At 71.5% G+C, this 17,837-nt stretch carries 20 protein-coding genes; 6 read left to right on the forward strand and 14 right to left on the reverse strand.

The window, feature by feature from the left end:
• Positions 1-453 (forward strand): glycerate kinase (locus B0E53_RS19170; RefSeq protein WP_146167707.1); only part of this gene is annotated, 453 nt, incomplete at its 5' end.
• A gap of 65 nt (positions 454-518) precedes the next feature.
• On the opposite strand, the gene B0E53_RS19175 is transcribed toward B0E53_RS19170, so the two are convergent.
• The 8 genes from B0E53_RS19175 to B0E53_RS19200 all read right to left on the reverse strand — a co-directional run bounded on the left by B0E53_RS19175 (position 519) and on the right by B0E53_RS19200 (position 8,143).
• The gene (locus B0E53_RS19175) at positions 519-1,274 is read right to left on the reverse strand and encodes a hypothetical protein (RefSeq protein ID WP_107077325.1); all 756 of its coding nucleotides are present in this window, start codon (positions 1,272-1,274) and stop codon (positions 519-521) included.
• A 47-nt stretch (positions 1,275-1,321) separates the two neighbouring features.
• Positions 1,322-2,281, reverse strand: a complete 960-nt coding sequence (locus B0E53_RS19180) for a WD40 repeat domain-containing protein (protein ID WP_146167708.1) — start codon at positions 2,279-2,281, stop codon at positions 1,322-1,324.
• Positions 2,282-2,485: 204 nt separating this feature from the next.
• Positions 2,486-3,037 carry a YciI family protein gene (locus B0E53_RS19185; protein WP_107077327.1) on the reverse strand — a complete coding sequence of 184 codons (552 nt, stop codon included), beginning with the start codon at positions 3,035-3,037 and terminating at the stop codon, positions 2,486-2,488.
• Positions 2,932-3,771: a hypothetical protein gene (locus B0E53_RS39470; protein ID WP_246835483.1), complete on the reverse strand. Its 840-nt coding sequence runs from the start codon at positions 3,769-3,771 to the stop codon at positions 2,932-2,934. Before B0E53_RS39470 ends, B0E53_RS19185 begins: the two co-directional genes overlap by 106 nt.
• Entirely contained in the window at positions 3,768-4,601 is an 834-nt protein-coding gene (locus B0E53_RS39475) for a hypothetical protein (RefSeq protein ID WP_246835484.1), read from the reverse strand. Before B0E53_RS39475 ends, B0E53_RS39470 begins: the two co-directional genes overlap by 4 nt.
• A 30-nt stretch (positions 4,602-4,631) precedes the next feature.
• Positions 4,632-4,985 (reverse strand): hypothetical protein, encoded by a 354-nt coding sequence (locus tag B0E53_RS39480; RefSeq protein WP_246835485.1) that lies wholly within the window; start codon positions 4,983-4,985, stop codon positions 4,632-4,634.
• Between the two features lie 65 nt (positions 4,986-5,050).
• Positions 5,051-7,153 (reverse strand): PQQ-dependent sugar dehydrogenase, encoded by a 2,103-nt coding sequence (locus B0E53_RS19195; protein ID WP_246835486.1) that lies wholly within the window; start codon positions 7,151-7,153, stop codon positions 5,051-5,053.
• Positions 7,154-7,192: 39 nt separating this feature from the next.
• A complete protein-coding gene (locus B0E53_RS19200) occupies positions 7,193-8,143 on the reverse strand; it encodes a LamG-like jellyroll fold domain-containing protein (protein ID WP_107077328.1) in 951 nt (316 codons plus the stop codon).
• A gap of 278 nt (positions 8,144-8,421) precedes the next feature.
• Here B0E53_RS19200 and B0E53_RS19205 point away from each other — a divergent pair, with 278 nt between their 5' ends.
• Complete coding sequence (locus B0E53_RS19205) at positions 8,422-9,474, forward strand: LacI family DNA-binding transcriptional regulator (protein WP_107077329.1); 1,053 nt, start codon at positions 8,422-8,424, stop codon at positions 9,472-9,474.
• A 34-nt stretch (positions 9,475-9,508) separates the two neighbouring features.
• Positions 9,509-9,826, forward strand: coding sequence for a DUF4326 domain-containing protein (locus B0E53_RS19210; protein ID WP_107077330.1), 318 nt, complete (start codon positions 9,509-9,511; stop codon positions 9,824-9,826).
• 19 nt (positions 9,827-9,845) lie between these two features.
• Here B0E53_RS19210 and B0E53_RS19215 read toward each other — a convergent pair whose 3' ends face one another.
• Together B0E53_RS19215 and B0E53_RS19220 are read right to left on the reverse strand one after the other, a co-directional pair.
• On the reverse strand, positions 9,846-10,376 hold the full coding sequence (locus B0E53_RS19215; protein WP_107077331.1) for a GNAT family N-acetyltransferase: 531 nt from the start codon (positions 10,374-10,376) through the stop codon (positions 9,846-9,848).
• A gap of 134 nt (positions 10,377-10,510) precedes the next feature.
• A complete protein-coding gene (locus B0E53_RS19220) occupies positions 10,511-10,819 on the reverse strand; it encodes a TraR/DksA C4-type zinc finger protein (protein ID WP_107077332.1) in 309 nt (102 codons plus the stop codon).
• A 481-nt stretch (positions 10,820-11,300) separates the two neighbouring features.
• On the opposite strand from B0E53_RS19220, the gene B0E53_RS19225 reads away from it, so the two are divergent.
• A complete protein-coding gene (locus B0E53_RS19225; protein ID WP_107077333.1) occupies positions 11,301-12,056 on the forward strand; it encodes a BTAD domain-containing putative transcriptional regulator in 756 nt (251 codons plus the stop codon).
• Here B0E53_RS19225 and B0E53_RS19230 read toward each other — a convergent pair.
• The 4 genes from B0E53_RS19230 to B0E53_RS19245 form a co-directional block, all read right to left on the reverse strand.
• Positions 11,987-12,790, reverse strand: coding sequence for a BTAD domain-containing putative transcriptional regulator (locus B0E53_RS19230; RefSeq protein ID WP_107077334.1), 804 nt, complete (start codon positions 12,788-12,790; stop codon positions 11,987-11,989). The genes B0E53_RS19225 and B0E53_RS19230 overlap by 70 nt on opposite strands.
• An 81-nt stretch (positions 12,791-12,871) precedes the next feature.
• Complete coding sequence (locus B0E53_RS19235; protein ID WP_091308430.1) at positions 12,872-13,246, reverse strand: hypothetical protein; 375 nt, start codon at positions 13,244-13,246, stop codon at positions 12,872-12,874.
• Between the two features lie 28 nt (positions 13,247-13,274).
• Complete coding sequence (locus B0E53_RS19240) at positions 13,275-13,490, reverse strand: hypothetical protein (RefSeq protein WP_146167709.1); 216 nt, start codon at positions 13,488-13,490, stop codon at positions 13,275-13,277.
• A gap of 215 nt (positions 13,491-13,705) precedes the next feature.
• Positions 13,706-15,244, reverse strand: coding sequence for a BCCT family transporter (locus B0E53_RS19245; RefSeq protein ID WP_246835487.1), 1,539 nt, complete (start codon positions 15,242-15,244; stop codon positions 13,706-13,708).
• A 335-nt stretch (positions 15,245-15,579) separates the two neighbouring features.
• Here B0E53_RS19245 and B0E53_RS19250 point away from each other — a divergent pair, with 335 nt between their 5' ends.
• Positions 15,580-17,139 (forward strand): phage tail sheath subtilisin-like domain-containing protein, encoded by a 1,560-nt coding sequence (locus B0E53_RS19250; protein WP_107077337.1) that lies wholly within the window; start codon positions 15,580-15,582, stop codon positions 17,137-17,139.
• Between the two features lie 11 nt (positions 17,140-17,150).
• The gene (locus B0E53_RS19255; RefSeq protein ID WP_091261579.1) at positions 17,151-17,672 is read left to right on the forward strand and encodes a phage tail protein; all 522 of its coding nucleotides are present in this window, start codon (positions 17,151-17,153) and stop codon (positions 17,670-17,672) included.
• The last annotated feature ends 165 nt before the right edge of the window (positions 17,673-17,837 follow it).

Below are 17,837 nucleotides of genomic sequence, written 5' to 3' on the forward strand. Positions count from 1 at the left end.
GACGTGACGCTGCTGGACGGGGCGCTGCGCCGCCTCGCCGAGCTGGCCGGCGGCCAGCCGGACGAGCCGGGCGCTGGCGCGGCCGGCGGCGCCGCCTACGGTCTCGCCGCCCTGTGGGGAGCCCGGATCGTGCCGGGCGCGACGACCATCGCCGAACTGGTCGGGCTCGCGGAGGCGCTCGTCGGCGCGGACGTGGTGCTCACCGGCGAGGGGCGGTTCGACGAGACCTCACTGACCGGCAAGGTGGTCGGTTCGCTGCTGGATGCCGCGGGCGCCGCCGCCGTTCCCGTCGGGGTGGTCGCCGGCCAGATCTCCGGGACCGTTCCCGGGTCGGTGTCGGCGGCGATGTCGCTGGTGGGACTCGCCGGCTCGGTCGACGTGGCCCTGAACGACCCGACGACCTGGCTGGCCGCGGCCGGCGAAGCGCTGTCCCGGCAGCTGACGCGCGGATAGCACGGCGCTCCTCGTAGGACAGCGGCCGCGCGTTACGGTGCGCGCCTGCTCCTGGACAGAACCGGTCAGGAGTAGCGGAAGTCAGCGGGCGAAACCGCTCTGGTGCCGCAGGTCGGTGGAGTTCCGGCGCACTCCACCCAATGGTCGGTCCCGGCCATGACCCGATAACCATGCGTGCTGATGAAGCCGGTCGTCCGGAATGATCGGCCATGGTTGGTTACTTCGACGTTCTGCGACTCGCCGCCAACGACGAGGTCCAGCTTGATGACCCACTCCACCGTGCCCTTTGTGGTGGCGGACAGCTCGAAGACCTCTGTCTCTCCCTTTTCGAGGGTGAACCCGAAGAGCGGCAGCCGGCCGTCCACCTTGGTGGCGTACTCGGCTGAGGGTTCCGCGTCATCCAGGTCCATGGTGACCTGTCGGGGCGTGACAGTGCCCTGTCCGCCGCCGCAGGTCAGCGAGGTGCCGCCCGGGGCGGGATTCGCCGAACGCCTGATGACCCGTGCGCGCATTCCCTCGATGAGCACACCCTTGTCGGATGCGCCCTGCACCACCAGCCGTACCCGGGTGACCTCCTGATCCACCCCGCCGTTGCCGTGCGCCCAATCCACTATCGCAGGGCAGTCGGTTGGAGGATGTGTGGCCGGACGTGCATCCGCGGGCATGACAACCGAGAACACGTCGTTTCCCCAGGCCGGCACGGTGGCCGGGTTGCTCACGAGGTTGACCGCGACCGGCCGCTCGTCCTGCGGGTCGAGCATCTTCGGCACATAGATGCCCGTCGCGGCAGCGATGACAGCCGTGACGGTGCCGCCGACCACGAACCACCAACCTTTGCTGATCGACTGCAGCAGCCGCCGCTGTGGGCTTATTTCTTGCCGCGTGGCAGGATCTTTACGCGGACGCCGTCGGGTATCGACCAGACCTGCCCGCCCTCGCCTCCGTCGAGCAGCAGCCATTTCCCGTCCTCCGTGAAGTGCGGCTCCACACCGAAATACCGCAGTTGATAGTCCCCGTTCAGCGGGGGTCGCTCAGGCAGCGTCCAGGCCCGCTGCTCGCGTCGGCCAGCCACGTCCCACAGCGACAGCTTGTTGTCCGGAATCACCAGGGCCACCAGGCTTCCGGCCCGGTTTACCGCGCCCGTGTCAGCTCCGCAGCCGCACGGCACCCAGGTGAGTTTCTGGCTCTCCACCGCCCAGTGCAGGAAGCCGTCGCTGCCCGCGGCCACGACCTGCTTTCCGTGATCAAAGACGGCGAATGATTCCGAGTACCAATAGGAGCCCGGATCGTTGGACACCTCTATCTCCGGCGGGACCGGTGAGCTGATCCATTTCCCAGTCGCTGGGTCAATGACCACAAGACGTCCGTTGCGCACCTTCTGGTAGTCCTCCCGGCCGACCAGGTAGGCGCTGTCCGCCGAGAAACGGATGCTCTCCAAGGGCGGAGTGAACAAAGCCTTCGGCTGCTTGGTCGTCAGATCATAAATGATCACCGTATCCGGATCCGCTACGGCGAGGTAATGCCCGTCCGGCGAGAAGTCCGCACCGAGGTTGCGCTCGACAGCAGTACCAAACCGACCGAACTCCTCGCCGTCCCGGGTGACCACTATCCATTCGTTGACATGCTTGGCTTCAAATCGCCCATCCTGGCTGATGTAATGATCGAGCTGACGCCAGGACAGGTCGAAGGTCTCGGCCGGCAATGCGATCGACGGCTGTGACGCCTTGGTAGTGACGATCGGATCGGACCCGTCGGAGGTTGCCTGCTTGGGAGTTGACTGGCATGCCGCCAGGCAAGCCAGCACTGCAACGCCCGCAACCAATCTCACCGACGCCCTCCTCCGAGGTCTCGCATCCGCACAGGACTTTATAGAATCTCGTCAAGGTCGCAGAAGGAGCGGCTGAATCGCTGCGGAGGCATTCGGTAGCCTCCACGCATCGTGGGCTTGGTGCCGTTGTGCGGATGTGAGCCGTGATCGTAGCCGGTAGGACGTCGTGCGTCCGCCGCCGCGGTGACGATCGCCCCGATCAGCTCAGGACGGCCGCCCGCCGAACGCCCAGTCGTGCACCTCGATCTCGGCGTACCGGTCCGGGTTCAGGACGGCGCGCGCCTCGTCCGGGTCCGCAGCCCTGACCAGCGCCGCCGTGCCCAGCCACGTGGTGCCGTCGTCGGAGAGCAGCGGCCCGTACGCGATCAGGCCGGGCCGGTCCGGCGGCACGTCGAGGTCGGGGACCTGCCCCGCGCCGAGGCCGAGCACCAGGTAGCGGTTGCCGTCGGTCCGGCCGCCGGGGAAGTCCCACATGGTGCGGCCCAGCGTGTTGCGCCACCGGCGCAGGAGCACGTCCCGGTACGCGCCGGCCTGGTAGTTGGGCTCGTCGAAGGCGAACGCCCGCGCGGCGGCAGGGTCGGGCAGGTCGAGGATGTGCACGCTGCCGGTGGGCGTGTCACCGTCGACGGCGAAGGTCGGGCCGCGGGCGATCATCTCCGCCGCGTACCGGTCCATGTAAGACCAGTGCGCCTCGAGCAGCTCCTCGCGCAGTGCCAGGGAGCCGTGCCGGTCGCGGTGGAAGCAGAAGAACTCCATGCCCCACATCCTGACGGAGGCGACGGCATGCTCGCCGCCGCCCCCGCGCTGTCCGTCCGCCAGGTTGGGAAGGTGCCCGCCAGGGGCGACGCCCGGGCGGCCGGATCGGTTACGGCGTTACCGGACTGCCGCCGAAGGTCACGGCGAGGTGGCCGTCGGAGGGCGAAGGACCAGCCCAGGGCGCCGGTGTAGGACGAGCAGCGGGATCCGTTGGAGCCGGACCAGAACTGGTTGGAGCTGTCGGCGTCGCCGATGATCCGGTCGTTGGTGCTGCTGCCGCTGCGGCACGAGATGTTGTTCCGGAATACCGAGCTGCCGCCATCGAAGTTAAAGTTGCGTTCGGCGTTGTCGATGCTGACGTTGTTCGACACCGTCATCGTGCCCGGGTTGCTGTTGTAAGTGAACCCGTGCTTGCCGTTGCGGTAGGCGATGCTGCGCCGGACGACGTGGTTGACCGGGATGTCCTCGCCGCCGAGCTTGTAGCCGTTACGGTCACCGTTGCCGGCCTGGCCGCCGTTGCTGAGAGTGCCATTGTTGTAGGCGAGGGAGTCCTCGATGGTCACCACGCCGATGGGTCCGGTGTCCGTCTTGGTGTAGAGGTCCCAGCCGTCGTCGATGTTGTTGTGCGACACCGCGTAGCGGAAAATGTTCCCGCTGCCCACGGTGAGCTTCGCGGCGAAACCGTCGGCGTCCTCGCCGTCGGAGTCGGCGTTGTCGTGCGGCTCTGCGCTCAACACCAGGTTGTTGGGCGGCCACTGGTCGCGGGGGTGTCGGAGGCGATCCGGGACAGCTGCAGCCCGGTGCCGCGGTTGAAGCGGGTCATGGTGCGCTCGATGATGTTGTTGCTGCCGCCGACGAAGATCTCGTCGTCGCCGGCATGCTCGACGACGATGCCGTACACGTGCCAGAACGAGCCGTTCAGGGCCAGGCCGCGGTTCGCGGGGTCCTCGCTCATGGCCGCGAAGTTCAATACCGGGGTCTCACCCGGGTACGCGGGCAGCTTCTTGCGGGCGCTGGAGGTGCCGTTGCGCCGGCCGCGATGGTGACCGTCTGCGAGAGGTTGTAGGTCCCACCCCGCAGGTAGATCGTCCCGCCGGTGGTGACGCGGGCGATCGCCGAGGTGAGCGTCGTCGGGTTCGACTGCGTCCCGGCCGCGTTGTCGCTGCCGCCCGGCGACACGTACAGCGCGCCACCCGACGGAGGGACCGACGGGGCTCCCGGTTGGCGACGGACTCGGCGAGCCGCTCGGGCTTCCCGTCGAGCTGGCGGTAGGCGACGGCCCCGCGCCCGTGGTGACCGTGACGTCGCCGCACGACGCGCTGCTGTAGACGGTCTCCAGGCCGATCCGGCCGGCGCCGATCGCGGTGCTGGTGGCGGACCCGATCACCGAGCCGTCGACGAGGCCGCGGACGGTGCTGCCGATGACGGCCTGCAGCTGCACGGAGTTACCCGGCCGCAGGGACAGCCGGTAGTAGACGGTCGAGCCGGTGGAGCGGGCGAGCAGGGATGCGTGGCCGTTCGCGGCGAGGCTCAGCGGCTTGACCAGGCCGTGTAGGCGGTCCAACTGGTGGAGCCGCCGAACAGGCGGGCGTTCTCACTGGTCGTGTTCGATTGCCGGGCCGCCTGGGTGCCGTCGGCGACGACGGTCCAGGTGCCCCCGGACTTTGAACCAGCCGTCGGTGTTGCCGTCTTCGAAGTTGTCGCTGAACACCGTCGCCGCGACGGCCGTTGTCGGCAGCCCGACCACCACCATCACCGCGGCGGCCAGCGCACCCGTGGCTGCCGCCGCGAGCCCGCTCCTCCTGGTTGCATTCCTCATAGCGGGCGCCTCTCCGTGCGTCTGGTCGACCAGAGATCGAAACATCGTCGAAACCCACTGTTCGGCCTCAGCCCAGGAATGGGCTTTCCCACATTTAAGAACTTGAGTATGCAGGTTGTTGCGGGCCACGCCCACGACCAGAAACGCCGGAGGGGACGGCGGCACCCGGGCCGCCGTCCCCTCCGCGGTTGGGGTCAGGCCGGAGAACCCGTCACGGTGAACAGGCGGGTACGGCCGATGTTGTCGAACGAGCCGAAGCCGACCCGACCGGAGGTGAAGGTGGTGTCCTTCGCGGTCAGCAGCGGATCCTTGTGCCCGTCGACGTAGACCGCGATCTCACCGGTGGCGGGCAGGTGCACGACCCGCACCTTGTGCCAGTCGGCGTCGGTGATCGCCGGGTTGGCACCCCGGGAGCGCCCGTTCCACTGGTGGTCGATCCGTTCCCGGTCAGCGTTGTTGACCTTGAAGATGCCGTTGTGCGGGTAGATCGTGTTGTCGGTGGACAGGTGCGCGTAGTAGTACTGCGTGTCGGACTGCCAGCCGAAGACGATGATCACGTCCCGGTTGGTGACCTCCACGGGGGTGTCGAGGCGCACCCGGGCGTCAATCTGGACCGACGAGAAGGCCGGACCCTTGTTGAGGATGGCGTACTCGAACGGCCGGCGCGGGCCGGGGCGGCTCACGCCGGCCTCGGCGAGGATGACCTCGTCGCCGTCGAACTGCCACTTCGACGGGGTCACCGGCGTCCAATTCTGCGCGCCGCCGGTGTGGACGACCTTGGTGTGGCCCACGTCGCCCTCCGCCACCTTCTTCGTGCCGACCACCTTCCAGATCTTCCCGTTGGCCTTGGCCAGGATGTAGAGCTCACCCTCGGCGTCGGTGCCGAAGCGCAGGTCGACCCGGTTCGGGTCGCCGGGCGCGCCCGGGCTGGACAGGTCCTGCATGCGTACCAGGTCGCCGGAGGTGGTGTACAGGGCGAACCGGTGGATCGGGGCGAGTCCTTCGCCGCGGCGCATCTCGTTCGCCTCGGTGTAGAGCACCCGGCCGTCGACCAGGTCACCGAAGACGTACTTGCCGATCAGGGCCGGCACCGTGTGTCCGCGGTACACGAAGCCGCCCGCCACCGCGACGCCGACATCGGAGGTGCAGTTCCAGCCCGGGGCCGGGTCGTGGTCGTACGCGGCGACCGGGTAGGTGTAGCCGTACTTCGCGTCGTCGGCCGGCAGCGGGTAGAGCTTGTCGCACGGCTTGGTCGCGGTCTTGTCGAAGACCCAGTTACCCTCGCGCTCGCTCCAGCCGAAGTTGTCCCCGGCCTGGACCTCGTAGATGGACTCGACGGCGTGCTCGCCGATGTGACCCAGGTACATCCGGCCGGTGGCCCGGTCCCAGCTGAACCGGTGCGGGTCGCGGAAGCCGACCGCGTAGATCTCACCGAGCGCGCCGTCCCGCCCGACGAACGGGTTGTCGGCCGGGATCCCGTACCGGCCGTTGGGGGCGTTGGTGCCGCGCGGGTCGATGCGCAGCAGCTTGCCGTGCGGCATGCCCATGTTCTGCGGGTCGCCGTTGCGGTAGCCCTGGCCGCCGTCGCCGACGGCAAGGTAGAGCATCCCGTAGTCGGGGTCGCCCGGCTTCGCCGTCGGGTTGAAGTTGATCTCCTGGACGCCGTGGATCTGGCCGCCGAACCCGATCCGCAGCACCTCGCGGTGCGTGCCGGAGAACCTGTCCGCGGCCGGGTCGGTGGCCGTCCACTCGGTGATCACGGCCTGGTAGATCGTGTTCGGCTGGGCATAGTCCGGCGTCCGGGTCGCCAGCGAGGCCTGCTCGGTGTGGATGGTGTAGAAGCGACCGTTGCTCCCGAACTCCGGGTGGAAGGCGACGTACCCGAAGCCCTGGCCGAGGCCGCGACCGGAGAAGAACTGCGGCGCGAAGGTGGCCGCCACGTCGAGGTAGACGTGCGGGGTGCCGTTCTCCACGAAGTAGAGGTTGCCGTTGAGGTCCGGCACGGCCCGGCGGCCGGAGCCGTCGGGCAGCTCGCTGATCGTGTTGATCCGGGCCTTGCGCACGAGCCGCGCGTCGACCGGCGTCGGGTTCGGCGTGGACTGCGGGAAGCTGGCGTACTCCTGGAGCACGAGCCCCAGCTGCGACTGGATCTGCGACTCGGGGATCGGGTCGTAGACCGCGCCGTCGGCGCGGGCGGGCGCGGCGATCAGGGTGGACATGACGAGGGTGGCGGCAGTGACCCCGGCGGTGACTGCGGCTCTGCGGAGCCTGCCGGTGCTGCCAGCGCGAATGAACACGCGGGTTCTCCTTCTCGGTGGGACGGTCCGAGGAACGGGTCAGCGGGCCATGTAGCGGTACTGCTTGGCGATGTCGCCCGCCGGGATCACGCTGTCAAGGAACATGAGGCCGTCCATGCGGCAGTCGCACGGGTTGCGTTCCAGGTTGTTCTGCGGGAAGCTCCCGCCGATCTTGATGCCGCGCGGGTCGGTGGCGCTGGTGACGTGCGGACCGGGCCCGTTGAGCTGCCACGGGTCGCCGGCGGTGGTGTAGAAGCCGTCGACCGGCTCGCCGTTGCGGTAGAGCGCCATGGTGCCGCTGGTGAAGTCGTAGGTGGCGGCCAGGTGCACCCACTCCCCCTTCGGCAGCAGGGTCCGCCAGTCCTCGTTCGCGGCGAAGGTCTGCGATGCCCCGCCGTCGACGCGGCGGCCGAGGGCGACCAGGCGAAGCTCGCCCTTGACGTCGATGAGTTCCAACAGGGCGCGCACGCCGTGCCCGTCGGAGTCGCCGGTGAGCACGCCGGCCAGGCCGATCGCGTTGAACCGGTCGGTCGGGTTCGCGGTGGTGGAGTTGAGCGCGGGGCCGTCCATCTCGCGCTTGAACCAGCCCATCACCGTCGTGCCCTCGGCGCCGCTGAACGCGCGCAGCGTCCGTACGCCGCTGGAGGACCAGGTGCCGGCCTTCCAGTCGTCGTTGCCGGCGGCCTGCGGGTTGACCTGCCGGGTCTGCAGCGCGTCGCCGCTGCCCTTGTACGCCTGGTCGGGCACCCGCATGGCCTCGGCGCCGTTGACCAGCTCGATCTCGGTGCCGGAGCGGCCCAGGTCCCGTTCGAGCGCGGGGTCGCCGACCACCGGGTGGTCGAAGTCGTAGAAGGCGACCAGGTGCGACCAGAGTGCGGGGTGGACGTCGTGCGGTCCGGGCCGGTCGGCCTGGGCCGGGCTCGCCGCCGCGGTCAGCGCCAGTGCCAGCAGGGCGGTGGCGGCGACGGCGACGCGTCGAGGTCTTCTCATGGGAGGTGTTCCCTTCGTCGGTGCGGTGGTGGCGGTGACGAAAGCGCTTACGTACCGGGCGTGGTGCGGTGCCCGGAGGTGGGGTCAGAGGCACGTCGGGACAGGACGGAGTTCCGTCCGAGCGCCGCACGGCCGTGGTGAGGCCCGCCGGGCGGCGGGTCGGACGACGGCGGCGCCGTTCGTACGAAAGCGCTTACGTAAGCGCTTTCGTACCCTAAGCTGTGCCCGACGCCACAGGCAAGAGCGCGGCGCGGATCAATGCCTCCCAGGAGTTACCCATGCCCCGACCCGGACCACGGTTGCGTCTCGTCGACGTGGCGGAACGCGCCGGCGTCTCGCTGGCGACCGCCTCCCGCGCCCTCGCCGGCCGCGAGGGCGTCAGCGAGGAGGTGGCCCGGCACGTCCGGCAGATCTCCCGGGAACTCGGCTACGTCGCCAACCCGTACGCCCGCACCCTCGCCGGCGGCGCCAGCTCCACCGTCGGCCTGATCGTCCACCAGATCGACGACCCGTACTTCTCCGAGATCGCCAGCGGCGTGCTCCAGGTCGCCGCCGAGGAGAACCTGCTGGTCCAGATCGCCCACTCCGGACGCGACCCGGAGAACGAGTTGCGCCAGCTTCAACACCTCATCGCCCAGCAGGTCGGGATCATCCTCATCGCCGGGTCCGGCTACGACGACCCGCGCGTGGAGGCCGAGGCGCGCGCCGAACTCGCCGGCTTCCAGCGGGCCGGCGGACGGGTCGCCGTCATCGGGCGGCACGCCCTGGGCGTCGACGCGGTGGTGCCGGACAACGAGGCCGGCGGCCGGGCCATCGGCGCCCACCTGCTGGCCCTCGGCCACCGGCGGATCGCCGTCGCCGCCGGCACCCCGGGCCTGACCACAGTGGCCGACCGGCTCGCCGGGGTGACCGCCGCGCTCGCCGCACACGGGCACTCCCCCGACGACCTGGCCGTCGTCCATTCCGACTTCACCCGCGACGGCGGCCGGGTGGCCACCGAGCGGATCCTGCACCACCACCCGGAGACCACGGCGATCATCGCGCTCAACGACGCGATGGCGATCGGCGTGCTCTCCGTCCTGCGGTCGCGGCGCATCCCGGTGCCGGAGCGCGTGTCGGTGGTCGGCTTCGACGACGTGTCCGTCGCCGCCGACCTGGCGCCGAGCCTGACCACCGTCCGGCTGCCGATGACCGAGATGGGGCGGATGGCGCTGACCCTCGCGCTGAAGCCCAGGTCGGCCCGGCCACGACGCCGCTCGACCGGCCACACGCTGATCGTCCGCGCCTCCACCGGCCCGGTGCCCGCGCCCGGCGGCGGACCGCCAGACTGACGCCACGGGCGCGAACGCGAGGAGCAGTGAGCCAATGGGGGCAACCACCGTCGTCAACCTGAAGGGCCACCGGGACGATCCGGCGTACGCCGACGTGGTCTACGTCGGGCGGGCCATGTCGCGCGGCGGCTGGCGGCTGCCGCAGTCCCCGCTGTCCAGCCCGTACCGGCCCGGCCCGGACGGCACCCGCGACGAGGTGATCGAGAAGTACCGGGCGTACCTGCTCGGCCGGCCCGACCTGCTCGCGCTGCTGCCCGACCTGCGCGGGCGCCGGCTCGGCTGCTGGTGCGTGCCGGAACGCTGCCACGCCGAGGTGATCGCCGAGCTCGCCGACGCGCCGCCCCGCGCCTGATTCCGGCGCCCCCGGCGGTTCAGCCCAGCTTCTTGCGCAGGGTCTCGAACGCGAGATCCGGTCGCAGCGGCAGGCCGAACCGCTCGTCGCCGTACGGGAACGGGCTCAGCTCGCCGGTGCGGACGTAGCCGCGCCGTTCGTACCAGGCGATCAGGTCGTCCCGCTGCGTGATCACGGTCATCCGCATCTCGCCGGTGTGCCACTCGTCCCGCGCGTACCGCTCGGCCTCGGCCAGCAGTTCCCGGCCCAGCCCGCCGCCCTGCCGCCCCGGGGCGACCGCGAACATCCCGAAGTAGACGTGGTCGTCGCGGCGCTCCAGCTGGCAGCAGGCGACGAGCCCCGTGCCGTCCTCGACGACCAGGACCGTTCCGCCCGGGCTCGTCACCGCCTCGGCCACCATGTCCGGGTCGGTGCGCTGCCCGGCGAGCAGGTCGGCCTCGGTGGTCCAGCCGGCCCGGCTGCGCTCCCCCCGGTACGCCGACTCGACCAGGTCGACGAGGGCGGCCACGTCGGCGCGACGGGCGGTGCGGACGGTGCGCGGGCTGGTCATCGGCGGTCTCCACGGTCACGACGGTCTACCGGCCAAGGCTACGCAGCCCGCGTCGGCCGAGAGTACGAGCGGGTCCTGCTGGACGGCTCCGCCGGAGCGCCGGGCCGCGCGGTGACGGCCCGGCGCCCACCGGGTCACCGGTGCTTCTGCTGGCAGGGCACGCAGAAGCGGGCGTGGGGCACCGCCTCCAGCCGCTCGACCGGGATCGGCCCGGCGCACCGGTCGCAGCGGCCGTAGCCGCCGTCGGCCATCCGGCGCAGCGCGTCGCCGATCTGCCCCAGGCTCTGCCGGGTGGCCGCGATCAGCGCGGACCGGGTGTGCGCCTCGCCGGGGTCGCCGGTATCCGCGGTGAGTTCGGTCAGCCGGGCCGTCTGCGCCGCGAAGTCCTCGGTCAACGTGGCGCGCAGCCGGGTGAGCCGGTCGTCGTGCAGGTCGGTGCCCATGTCAGATCCCCTCCAGGAAAAAGAAAAGGGCCGAAGCCGGTGGCTTCGCCCTGGGTGGCCGTACGCGGATGAACGGGGATCCGGGTGGGCCACGGTCGGTGGGGATCGGGCTCGGCAGGCCGTGGATGGGCGCGACGGAGCGGGTGCCCGCCGGACGGGCGGGCACCGCGTCGGGACGCCGGCGGTGGGCAGCAGCGGGCGCCGCCGTGGTGACGGCGGTCGCGGACAGCTGCCCGGCCGGATACATGCGGCCAACCATAGGCGACCCCGTGCGGTTCGCCAACGACTTTGCCCACCTTGGTCCCGGCCCGCATGTTGCCGGGGCAGCCGTTCGGCCGGTCCCCGCCGTCGATCGGGACCGGTCGCTGGGCCGCGCGGACGAACGGGATGTCCGGCCACCGACAGGCCCGTTCCGAGGACCCGCCGGCTGCGGTATTCGAGAGGTAACCCTCCGCCCACACCGAGCAGAGCGGAGCCCGACGTGTGGACCACAACCGGAACAGCAGCGGCAGCCGTACCCCCGCAACGGGCCGGCTGGCGGCTGCGCCTGCTCGGCGGTTTCGCCCTCGACCGGGACGCCGAGGCGGTCGCCCTGCCGGCGACCGCGCAGCGGCTGGTGGCCTTCCTGGCGGTGCGCGGCGCGTCGGACCGGGCGCGTACCGCCTGGTCGATGTGGGCCGGCAAGCCGGAGGAGCGGGCGTCGGCGGACTTGCGGACGGCGCTGTGGCGGCTGCGCAAGGCCGCGCCCGGGCTGCTCACCGACTCCACCGGCGCGCTCGCGCTGGCCGCCGGGGTGGCGGTGGACGCCCGTGCCCTCGCCGGCCGGGGCCCGGTCGACCCGGCGTTCCTGCGCCGGCACGCCGCCGACGGCTGCCCCGACCTGCTGCCCGGCTGGTACGACGACTGGGTGCTCATGCACCGGGAGCTGCTGCGGCACCGGGCCCTGCGGGCCCTGGAGGACGCCGCCGGGGCGGCTATCCGGGCCGGTGACCCGGCCGCCGGGCTGGGCTGGGCGCTGGAGGCGGTCGCCGCGGACGCGCTGCGGGAGAGCGGCCACCGCCTGGTGCTCACCGCGATGCTGGCGAACGGAAACGTCAGCGACGCGCTGCGCCACGCCGACCTGGTGGTCCGGCTGCTGGCCGAGCAGTTGGGGGTGCGGCCATCGGCTCAGCTCATGGCGTTGATCGAGGAGGCGCGCTGCCGGTCGGCGGTGGCCACCGGCCGGGCCCGCGGGTAGGCGTCGAGCAGCTCGGCCAGGCGCGGGTCGGGTGCCATGCCCAGCTCGCGGGCCAACAGCCGGCGGTAGGTGTCCAGGCCGCGCCGGCCCTCCACCCAGTTCCCCTCGGCCAGGTGGGCCTCCAGCAGCACCCGCTGGGCGCTCTCCCGTAGCGGCTCCGCCCCAGCGGCGGTCAGCGCCACCTCGACGGCCTCCGCGCAGCGGCCCGTGGTCACCAGGTGCCGGCTCATCGCCTCCATGCCGTGCAGCACCCGCTGGCGGACCCGCTCCCGTTCGGTGAGCACCCAGTCGTCGTACCAGCCGGGAAGCAGGTCGAACAGGATGCCGCCGGTGGGCAGCGCGGCCAGGTCGGCGCCGGCCGGGCGGCCCGCGATCAGCCGGCCGGCCCAGGCGGTGACCAGGTCGATGTCGACCAGCACACCGGGCCGGAACGCCAGGTGGTGCCGGTCCACCCCGATCAGCCCGACGTGCGCCTGGTTGAGCCGCCACAGCGCCGAGCGCAGGTTGCCGGCCGCGCGGGAGTCCGGGGCGTCCGGCCAGAGGGTGGCGGCGGCGTGGCCCCGATCCAGGCGGCGGCTGTGCAAGGCGACGTAGACCAGCAGCCGCTTGCTGCCCTCGGGCACGTCGTACCAGCGGGCGCCGTGGCTGACCCGGACGTCACCGAGCAGCCGCAGCACCGGACCGGCCCCGGCCGGCTGGTCGGCGACGAGGGCGTCGACGAAGTCGGCGGTCATCCGGGACCTCCCCTGCGGCGCGGGCCTGCCCCGGCAGGGTAGAACGCGCCCCGTCACCCCGGCGTCACATCGCGACGGCCCTCACGGGGTGACGTCCCGGCCGACCAGGATGTCCAGCCGGGCCGGTTCGGCCGTGTCGTTGGTGAAGGTCAGGCTCGCCGGGTCCGCGCCGAGCAGCCGCGCCGCCCCGGCGCCGAGGAAGGCATGCGCGCCGTCGAGCGCGATCGCCGTGCCGTCGATCTCGTACGACAGGTCGGCGCTGGGCGTGGCCGGCACGATCAGCACCATGCCGACCCGCTCGGTGCCGGCCGGCACCAGGTCCACCTGCTGGCTCTCCCCGGCCGCGATCTCGACCGAGACCTTGTCGTACGCCTCGACGTCGACGACGCCGGTGGCCGCGATCTGCGGGCCGTGGGCCACGCGGACCTGGAGGCTCCAGTTGATCTTCTCGGTCATGTGCCTTCCCTGGGTCGGGCGGTGGGCGTCACCGCGGTTGGTGACCGGCGAGCATGTCCACCAGTCGGCTGCGCACCACCTCGACGACCGCCTCCGGCGAGGTCACCGCCCGGCTCTCCGGCCGGCCGCCGGCCAGGTCGACGCAGCTCGTCACCAGGGCGCGGAAGCCGAGCTCGTCCGGCCGGTCCTCGAACCAGACCCGGACGACCACCACCCCACCGCGGTCCGGGTCAGGGGTTGTCACGGGAGCGCCTCCGGGGCGGGAGTCTGGTGCGCGGGCCGGCCCAGCCTGCCGCCCGTCCGTCACCGGCCCGTGCCCGCCGCGTCACCGGGCCACGGACGGCCGGGGGCGGAGCCGGGCGCCGGCACGAGCGACGGGCATCGGCAGCCGGACGTGGACACCCACGCCGACGTGGGCCGGCCCCCGGAACCGAGGCCGGCCCACGTCGAGGTGACGGGTCAGGAGGCGTCGGAGTTCGCGGGCGCCGGACGCGCAGCAGCGAGCATCAGGGCACGGACCTCCGGGACCATCGTCGCGCTGAAGGGTTCGCGTCGCAGCTCGCGGAGCAGCCCGACAACCATGCCGACCATCACGAACAGGAACGGCAGTGCGGCGAGGATGGTCAGCGACTGCAGGGCCGACAGCCCGCCGGCGAGCAGCAGCACCGCAGCCACCAGGCCGGTCAGGACGCCCCACACGGCGACCAGCCAGCTCTTCGGCTCGATGCTGCCGCGAGAGGAGAGCGTGCCCATCACCACCGATGCCGCATCGGCTCCGCTGACGAAGAAGAGCGCCACCAGCACCATCACCAGGATCGCGGTGACGGTGAAGAACGGGAACTCCCGCAGGACCGCGAAGAGCGCCGCCTCCGGGCTCTCCGCCACGGCGGTTGACAGGTCGGTGCCACCGAGTTGCAGGCTGATGGCGGTACCGCCGAACACCGAGAACCAGAGGAAGCTGACCAGGCTCGGGATGACCACCACACCCAGGACGAACTGGCGGATGGTCCGCCCCCTGGAGATGCGGGCGATGAAGGCGCCGACGAACGGGGTCCAGGAGATCCACCAGGCCCAGTAGAAGATGGTCCAGGCCGCCATCCACTTCTCGCCGCCGAAGGCCCCGGTGCGGAAGCTCATCGGGATGAGGTCGGAGAGGTAGCCGCCGGTGGACGCGGTGAGCGTGTTGAGGATGAAGACCGTCGGACCCACCACGAGCAGGAAGAAGAGCAGCGCCACCGCGAGCACCATGTTCGTGTTCGACAGGAACTGGATGCCCCGCTTGACGCCGGTGATGGCGGACACCACGAACGCCACGGTGAGCACCGCGATGATGCCGATCGCCAGCGGTGTGGACTCCGGCACGTCCCAGAGGTTTGTCAGGCCGCTGTTGATCTGTAGGGCACCCAGACCGAGGGAGACCGCCGATCCGAACAGCGTCGCGAAGATCGCGAAGATGTCGATCGCCTTGCCTGGCCCCCGTTCGGCGCGCTTCCCGATCAGCGGGAAGAAGGCGCTGCTGATCAGGCCGCGCCGGCCTTTGCGGAACGTGAAGTAGGCCAGCGACAGGCCGACCACGGCATAGATCGCCCACGGATGCAGGGCCCAGTGGAAGAACGAATACTCCATGGCCACCCGGGCGGCCTGCTGGGAGTTCGGTTCGTTGAGACCGCGCGGTGGGGTGCCCAGATGAGACAGGGGCTCGGCGGCACCCCAGAACATCAGTCCGATGCCCATGCCGGCGCTGAACATCATCGCCACCCAGGAAACGGTGGAGAACTCGGGCTTCTCGTCGTCTCGCCCGAGCTTGATCCGGCCGTACCGGCTCAGCGCCAGCCAGATCGAGAGCACCACGAAGGCGGCGCTGGCCAGCACGAAGACCCAGCCGAACGCGGTGGCCACCCAGCTGAGCGCCGCGCTGGTGACCGAGGCCAGGTTGTCGGTGGCCAGAATGCCCCACAGGACGAAGATCACGGACACTGCGGCGGCGACGCCCAGCACCGTACGGTCGATGCCCGGCGGGTGAGGGTCGGGCTGGACCGGTGCGTCGCCCGGCGGCCTGCTGTCCTCAGTTGCCGCACTTGTGCCAGACACGGTCATCTTCTGTGGACCTCCGGTGGTCTCGCGAAACGGGGGAAAGCGACCACCACTCTCTGTGCCGATCTTGGAGGTGACCCTGCGATCCTATGACAGTTCCGTGACAAGACACGGGCACAAACGACGTGGATCGGTCACAGCGACCTCCGGGCGCCCACGGCCGGGTGACGGCGCGGTGACGGGCGGGCGGCACAGTCGCGCCAGCGGCGTACCGCCGCCCGTGGAGTCGAGGAGTCGTCATGGCGGCAACGCTCAGCCATCCCGGGGTGTACATCCAGGAGATACCCGGCGGCAGTCGCACCATCACCGGCGTCGCCACGGCCGTGGCCGCGTTCGTCGGGCGGGCACTGCGCGGGCCGGTCGACGTGCCGGTGGCCATCTCCTCGTACGCGGAGTTCGAACGCACCTTCGGCGGCCTGTGGCGGGACAGCGGCCTCGGATACGCGGTGCGCGACTTCTACCTCAACGGCGGCAACCAGGCCGTGATCGTGCGGCTGGCCCGCGACGCCACCAGCGCGCAGCTCGACCTGAACGGGGCGCTGACCCTCGAAGCGGTGGGGCCGGGCGGCTGGGGCAACGGGCTGCACGCCGAGGTGACGCACGCGTCCGGCGAGGAGGCCACCACGGTCGCCGACCAGCAGGGGGTGGACGCCGACGAACTGTTCCACCTGACCGTGCGGGAGGGCCCGGCGGAGAACCCGGTGACCGTGGAGACGTACCCGAACGTGACCCTGGTGGACGGGCCGCGCCGGGTGGACACCGTGCTGGCCGCGTCCCGCCTGGTCCGGGTCGGCGCGGCGCCGGCGCTGCCCGGCACCGGCCGCCCCGACGCGGGCGGCTACGACGTGGACAGCGCCGACCCGGCGGCCACCGGCACCGACGGCACCCATCTGACCGCCGCCGAGTACACCGACGGCGGCGCCCTGGAGGGCACCAAGCAGGGCATCTACGCGCTGCGCGACGCGGAGCTGTTCACCCTGCTCTGCCTGCCGCCGTCGGTGCCCGACCAGGCCCTCGACGACACCGTGTGGGCCGACGCCCTGGACTTCTGCGTACGCCAGCGGGCCTTTCTGCTGGTCGACCCGCCGCCCACCGAGACCGCCGACACCGTCCGGGCCTGGGTCGGGGCGCGCGGGCTGACCGCCAACGGCCGCAACGGCGCGCTCTACTTCCCCCGGGTGCGGCGGCCCGACCCGCTGCGCGACGGCGCGGTCCGCGAGTTCGCGCCCTGCGGCGCGGTCGCCGGGGTGATGGCCCGCACCGACGCGGCGCGCGGGGTGTGGAAGGCGCCCGCCGGGGTGGAGGCGGCCCTCGCGGGGGTGACCGGGCCGGCGCTGGCGCTGACCGACGGCGAGAACGGTGCCCTCAACCCGTACGCGGTGAACTGCCTGCGCACCTTCCGGGCCACCGGGACGCTGGTCTGGGGCGCGCGGACGCTGCGCGGCGCGGACGTGCTCGCCGACGAGTACCGGTACGTGCCCGTGCGGCGGCTGGCGCTCTTCCTGGAGGAGACGCTGGTCCGGGCCACCCAATGGGTGGTGTTCGAGCCCAACGACGAACCGCTGTGGGCGCAGGTCCGCGCCTCCATCGGCGGGTTCCTCCAGGACCTGTTCCGGCAGGGCGCCTTCCAGGGCCGCACCCCGCGGGAGGCGTACTTCGTCAAGTGCGACAGCGAGACCACCACGCAGTACGACATCGACCGGGGGGTGTTGAACATCCTGGTCGGCTTCGCGGCCGTCAAACCGGCCGAGTTCGTGGTGATCGGCATCCAGCAGCGGACCGCGGCCGCGGCGACCTAGGAGGGGCGGGCATGGCCGAGTTCACGGTCAACGCGCAGCGCTTCGACCCGTACAAGAACTTCAAGTTCCGGGCGAAGTGGGACGGGCGATACGTCGCCGGGATCAGCAAGATCGGCACGCTGAAGCGGAGCACCGAGGTGGTCACCCACCGGCACGGCGGCGACCCGAGCAGCAGCCGCAAGTCGCCGGGGCGCACCGAGTACGACGCGATCGTGCTGGAGCGCGGCGTCACCCACGACCCGGACTTCGAACAGTGGGCCAACAAGGTGTGGAACTACGGCTCCGGGCTGGGCGCGGAGACCTCCCTGGCGGACTTCCGCAAGGACATCATCATCGAGATGTACAACGAGGCCGGGCAGCTGGTCATCGCGTACAAGGTGTACCGGTGCTGGGTGTCGGAGTGGGTCGCGCTGCCCGAACTGGACGCCAACGCCAACGCGGTCGCCATCCAGAGCATCAAGCTGGAGAACGAGGGCTGGGAACGCGACTACACGGTGGCCGAGCCCGCCGAGCCGTCCTTCGTCGAACCCTGACCGCGATGACCGCCCTGGACGACCCCGGCCGCCTGCTGGCGGTCTGGGAGGCCGCCGCGGCCGCCCCGCCGGCCGCCCGCGGCCCGGTGCTGCTGCACGCCGCCGGACTCCTCCCCGACCTCGACGCCGCCCTCGACCTGCCGGTCGGGACGGCCGCCGCGCTCG

The organism is Micromonospora sp. MH33, from assembly GCF_003013775.1.
Lineage (GTDB): Bacteria > Actinomycetota > Actinomycetes > Mycobacteriales > Micromonosporaceae > Micromonospora > Micromonospora fulviviridis.

What these genes read in the sequence shown, in the direction of transcription:
- B0E53_RS19200 (WP_107077328.1), bottom strand. Translation starts at nt 8,143, where the DNA reads ATGAGAAGACCTCGACGCGTCGCCGTCGCCGCCACCGCCCTGCTGGCA.
- B0E53_RS19235 (WP_091308430.1), bottom strand. Translation starts at nt 13,246, where the DNA reads ATGACCGAGAAGATCAACTGGAGCCTCCAGGTCCGCGTGGCCCACGGC.
- B0E53_RS19210 (WP_107077330.1), top strand. Translation starts at nt 9,509, where the DNA reads ATGGGGGCAACCACCGTCGTCAACCTGAAGGGCCACCGGGACGATCCG.
- B0E53_RS19215 (WP_107077331.1), bottom strand. Translation starts at nt 10,376, where the DNA reads ATGACCAGCCCGCGCACCGTCCGCACCGCCCGTCGCGCCGACGTGGCC.
- B0E53_RS19230 (WP_107077334.1), bottom strand. Translation starts at nt 12,790, where the DNA reads ATGACCGCCGACTTCGTCGACGCCCTCGTCGCCGACCAGCCGGCCGGG.
- B0E53_RS19185 (WP_107077327.1), bottom strand. Translation starts at nt 3,037, where the DNA reads ATGGAGTTCTTCTGCTTCCACCGCGACCGGCACGGCTCCCTGGCACTG.
- B0E53_RS19250 (WP_107077337.1), top strand. Translation starts at nt 15,580, where the DNA reads ATGGCGGCAACGCTCAGCCATCCCGGGGTGTACATCCAGGAGATACCC.
- B0E53_RS19255 (WP_091261579.1), top strand. Translation starts at nt 17,151, where the DNA reads ATGGCCGAGTTCACGGTCAACGCGCAGCGCTTCGACCCGTACAAGAAC.
- B0E53_RS19220 (WP_107077332.1), bottom strand. Translation starts at nt 10,819, where the DNA reads ATGGGCACCGACCTGCACGACGACCGGCTCACCCGGCTGCGCGCCACG.
- B0E53_RS19205 (WP_107077329.1), top strand. Translation starts at nt 8,422, where the DNA reads ATGCCCCGACCCGGACCACGGTTGCGTCTCGTCGACGTGGCGGAACGC.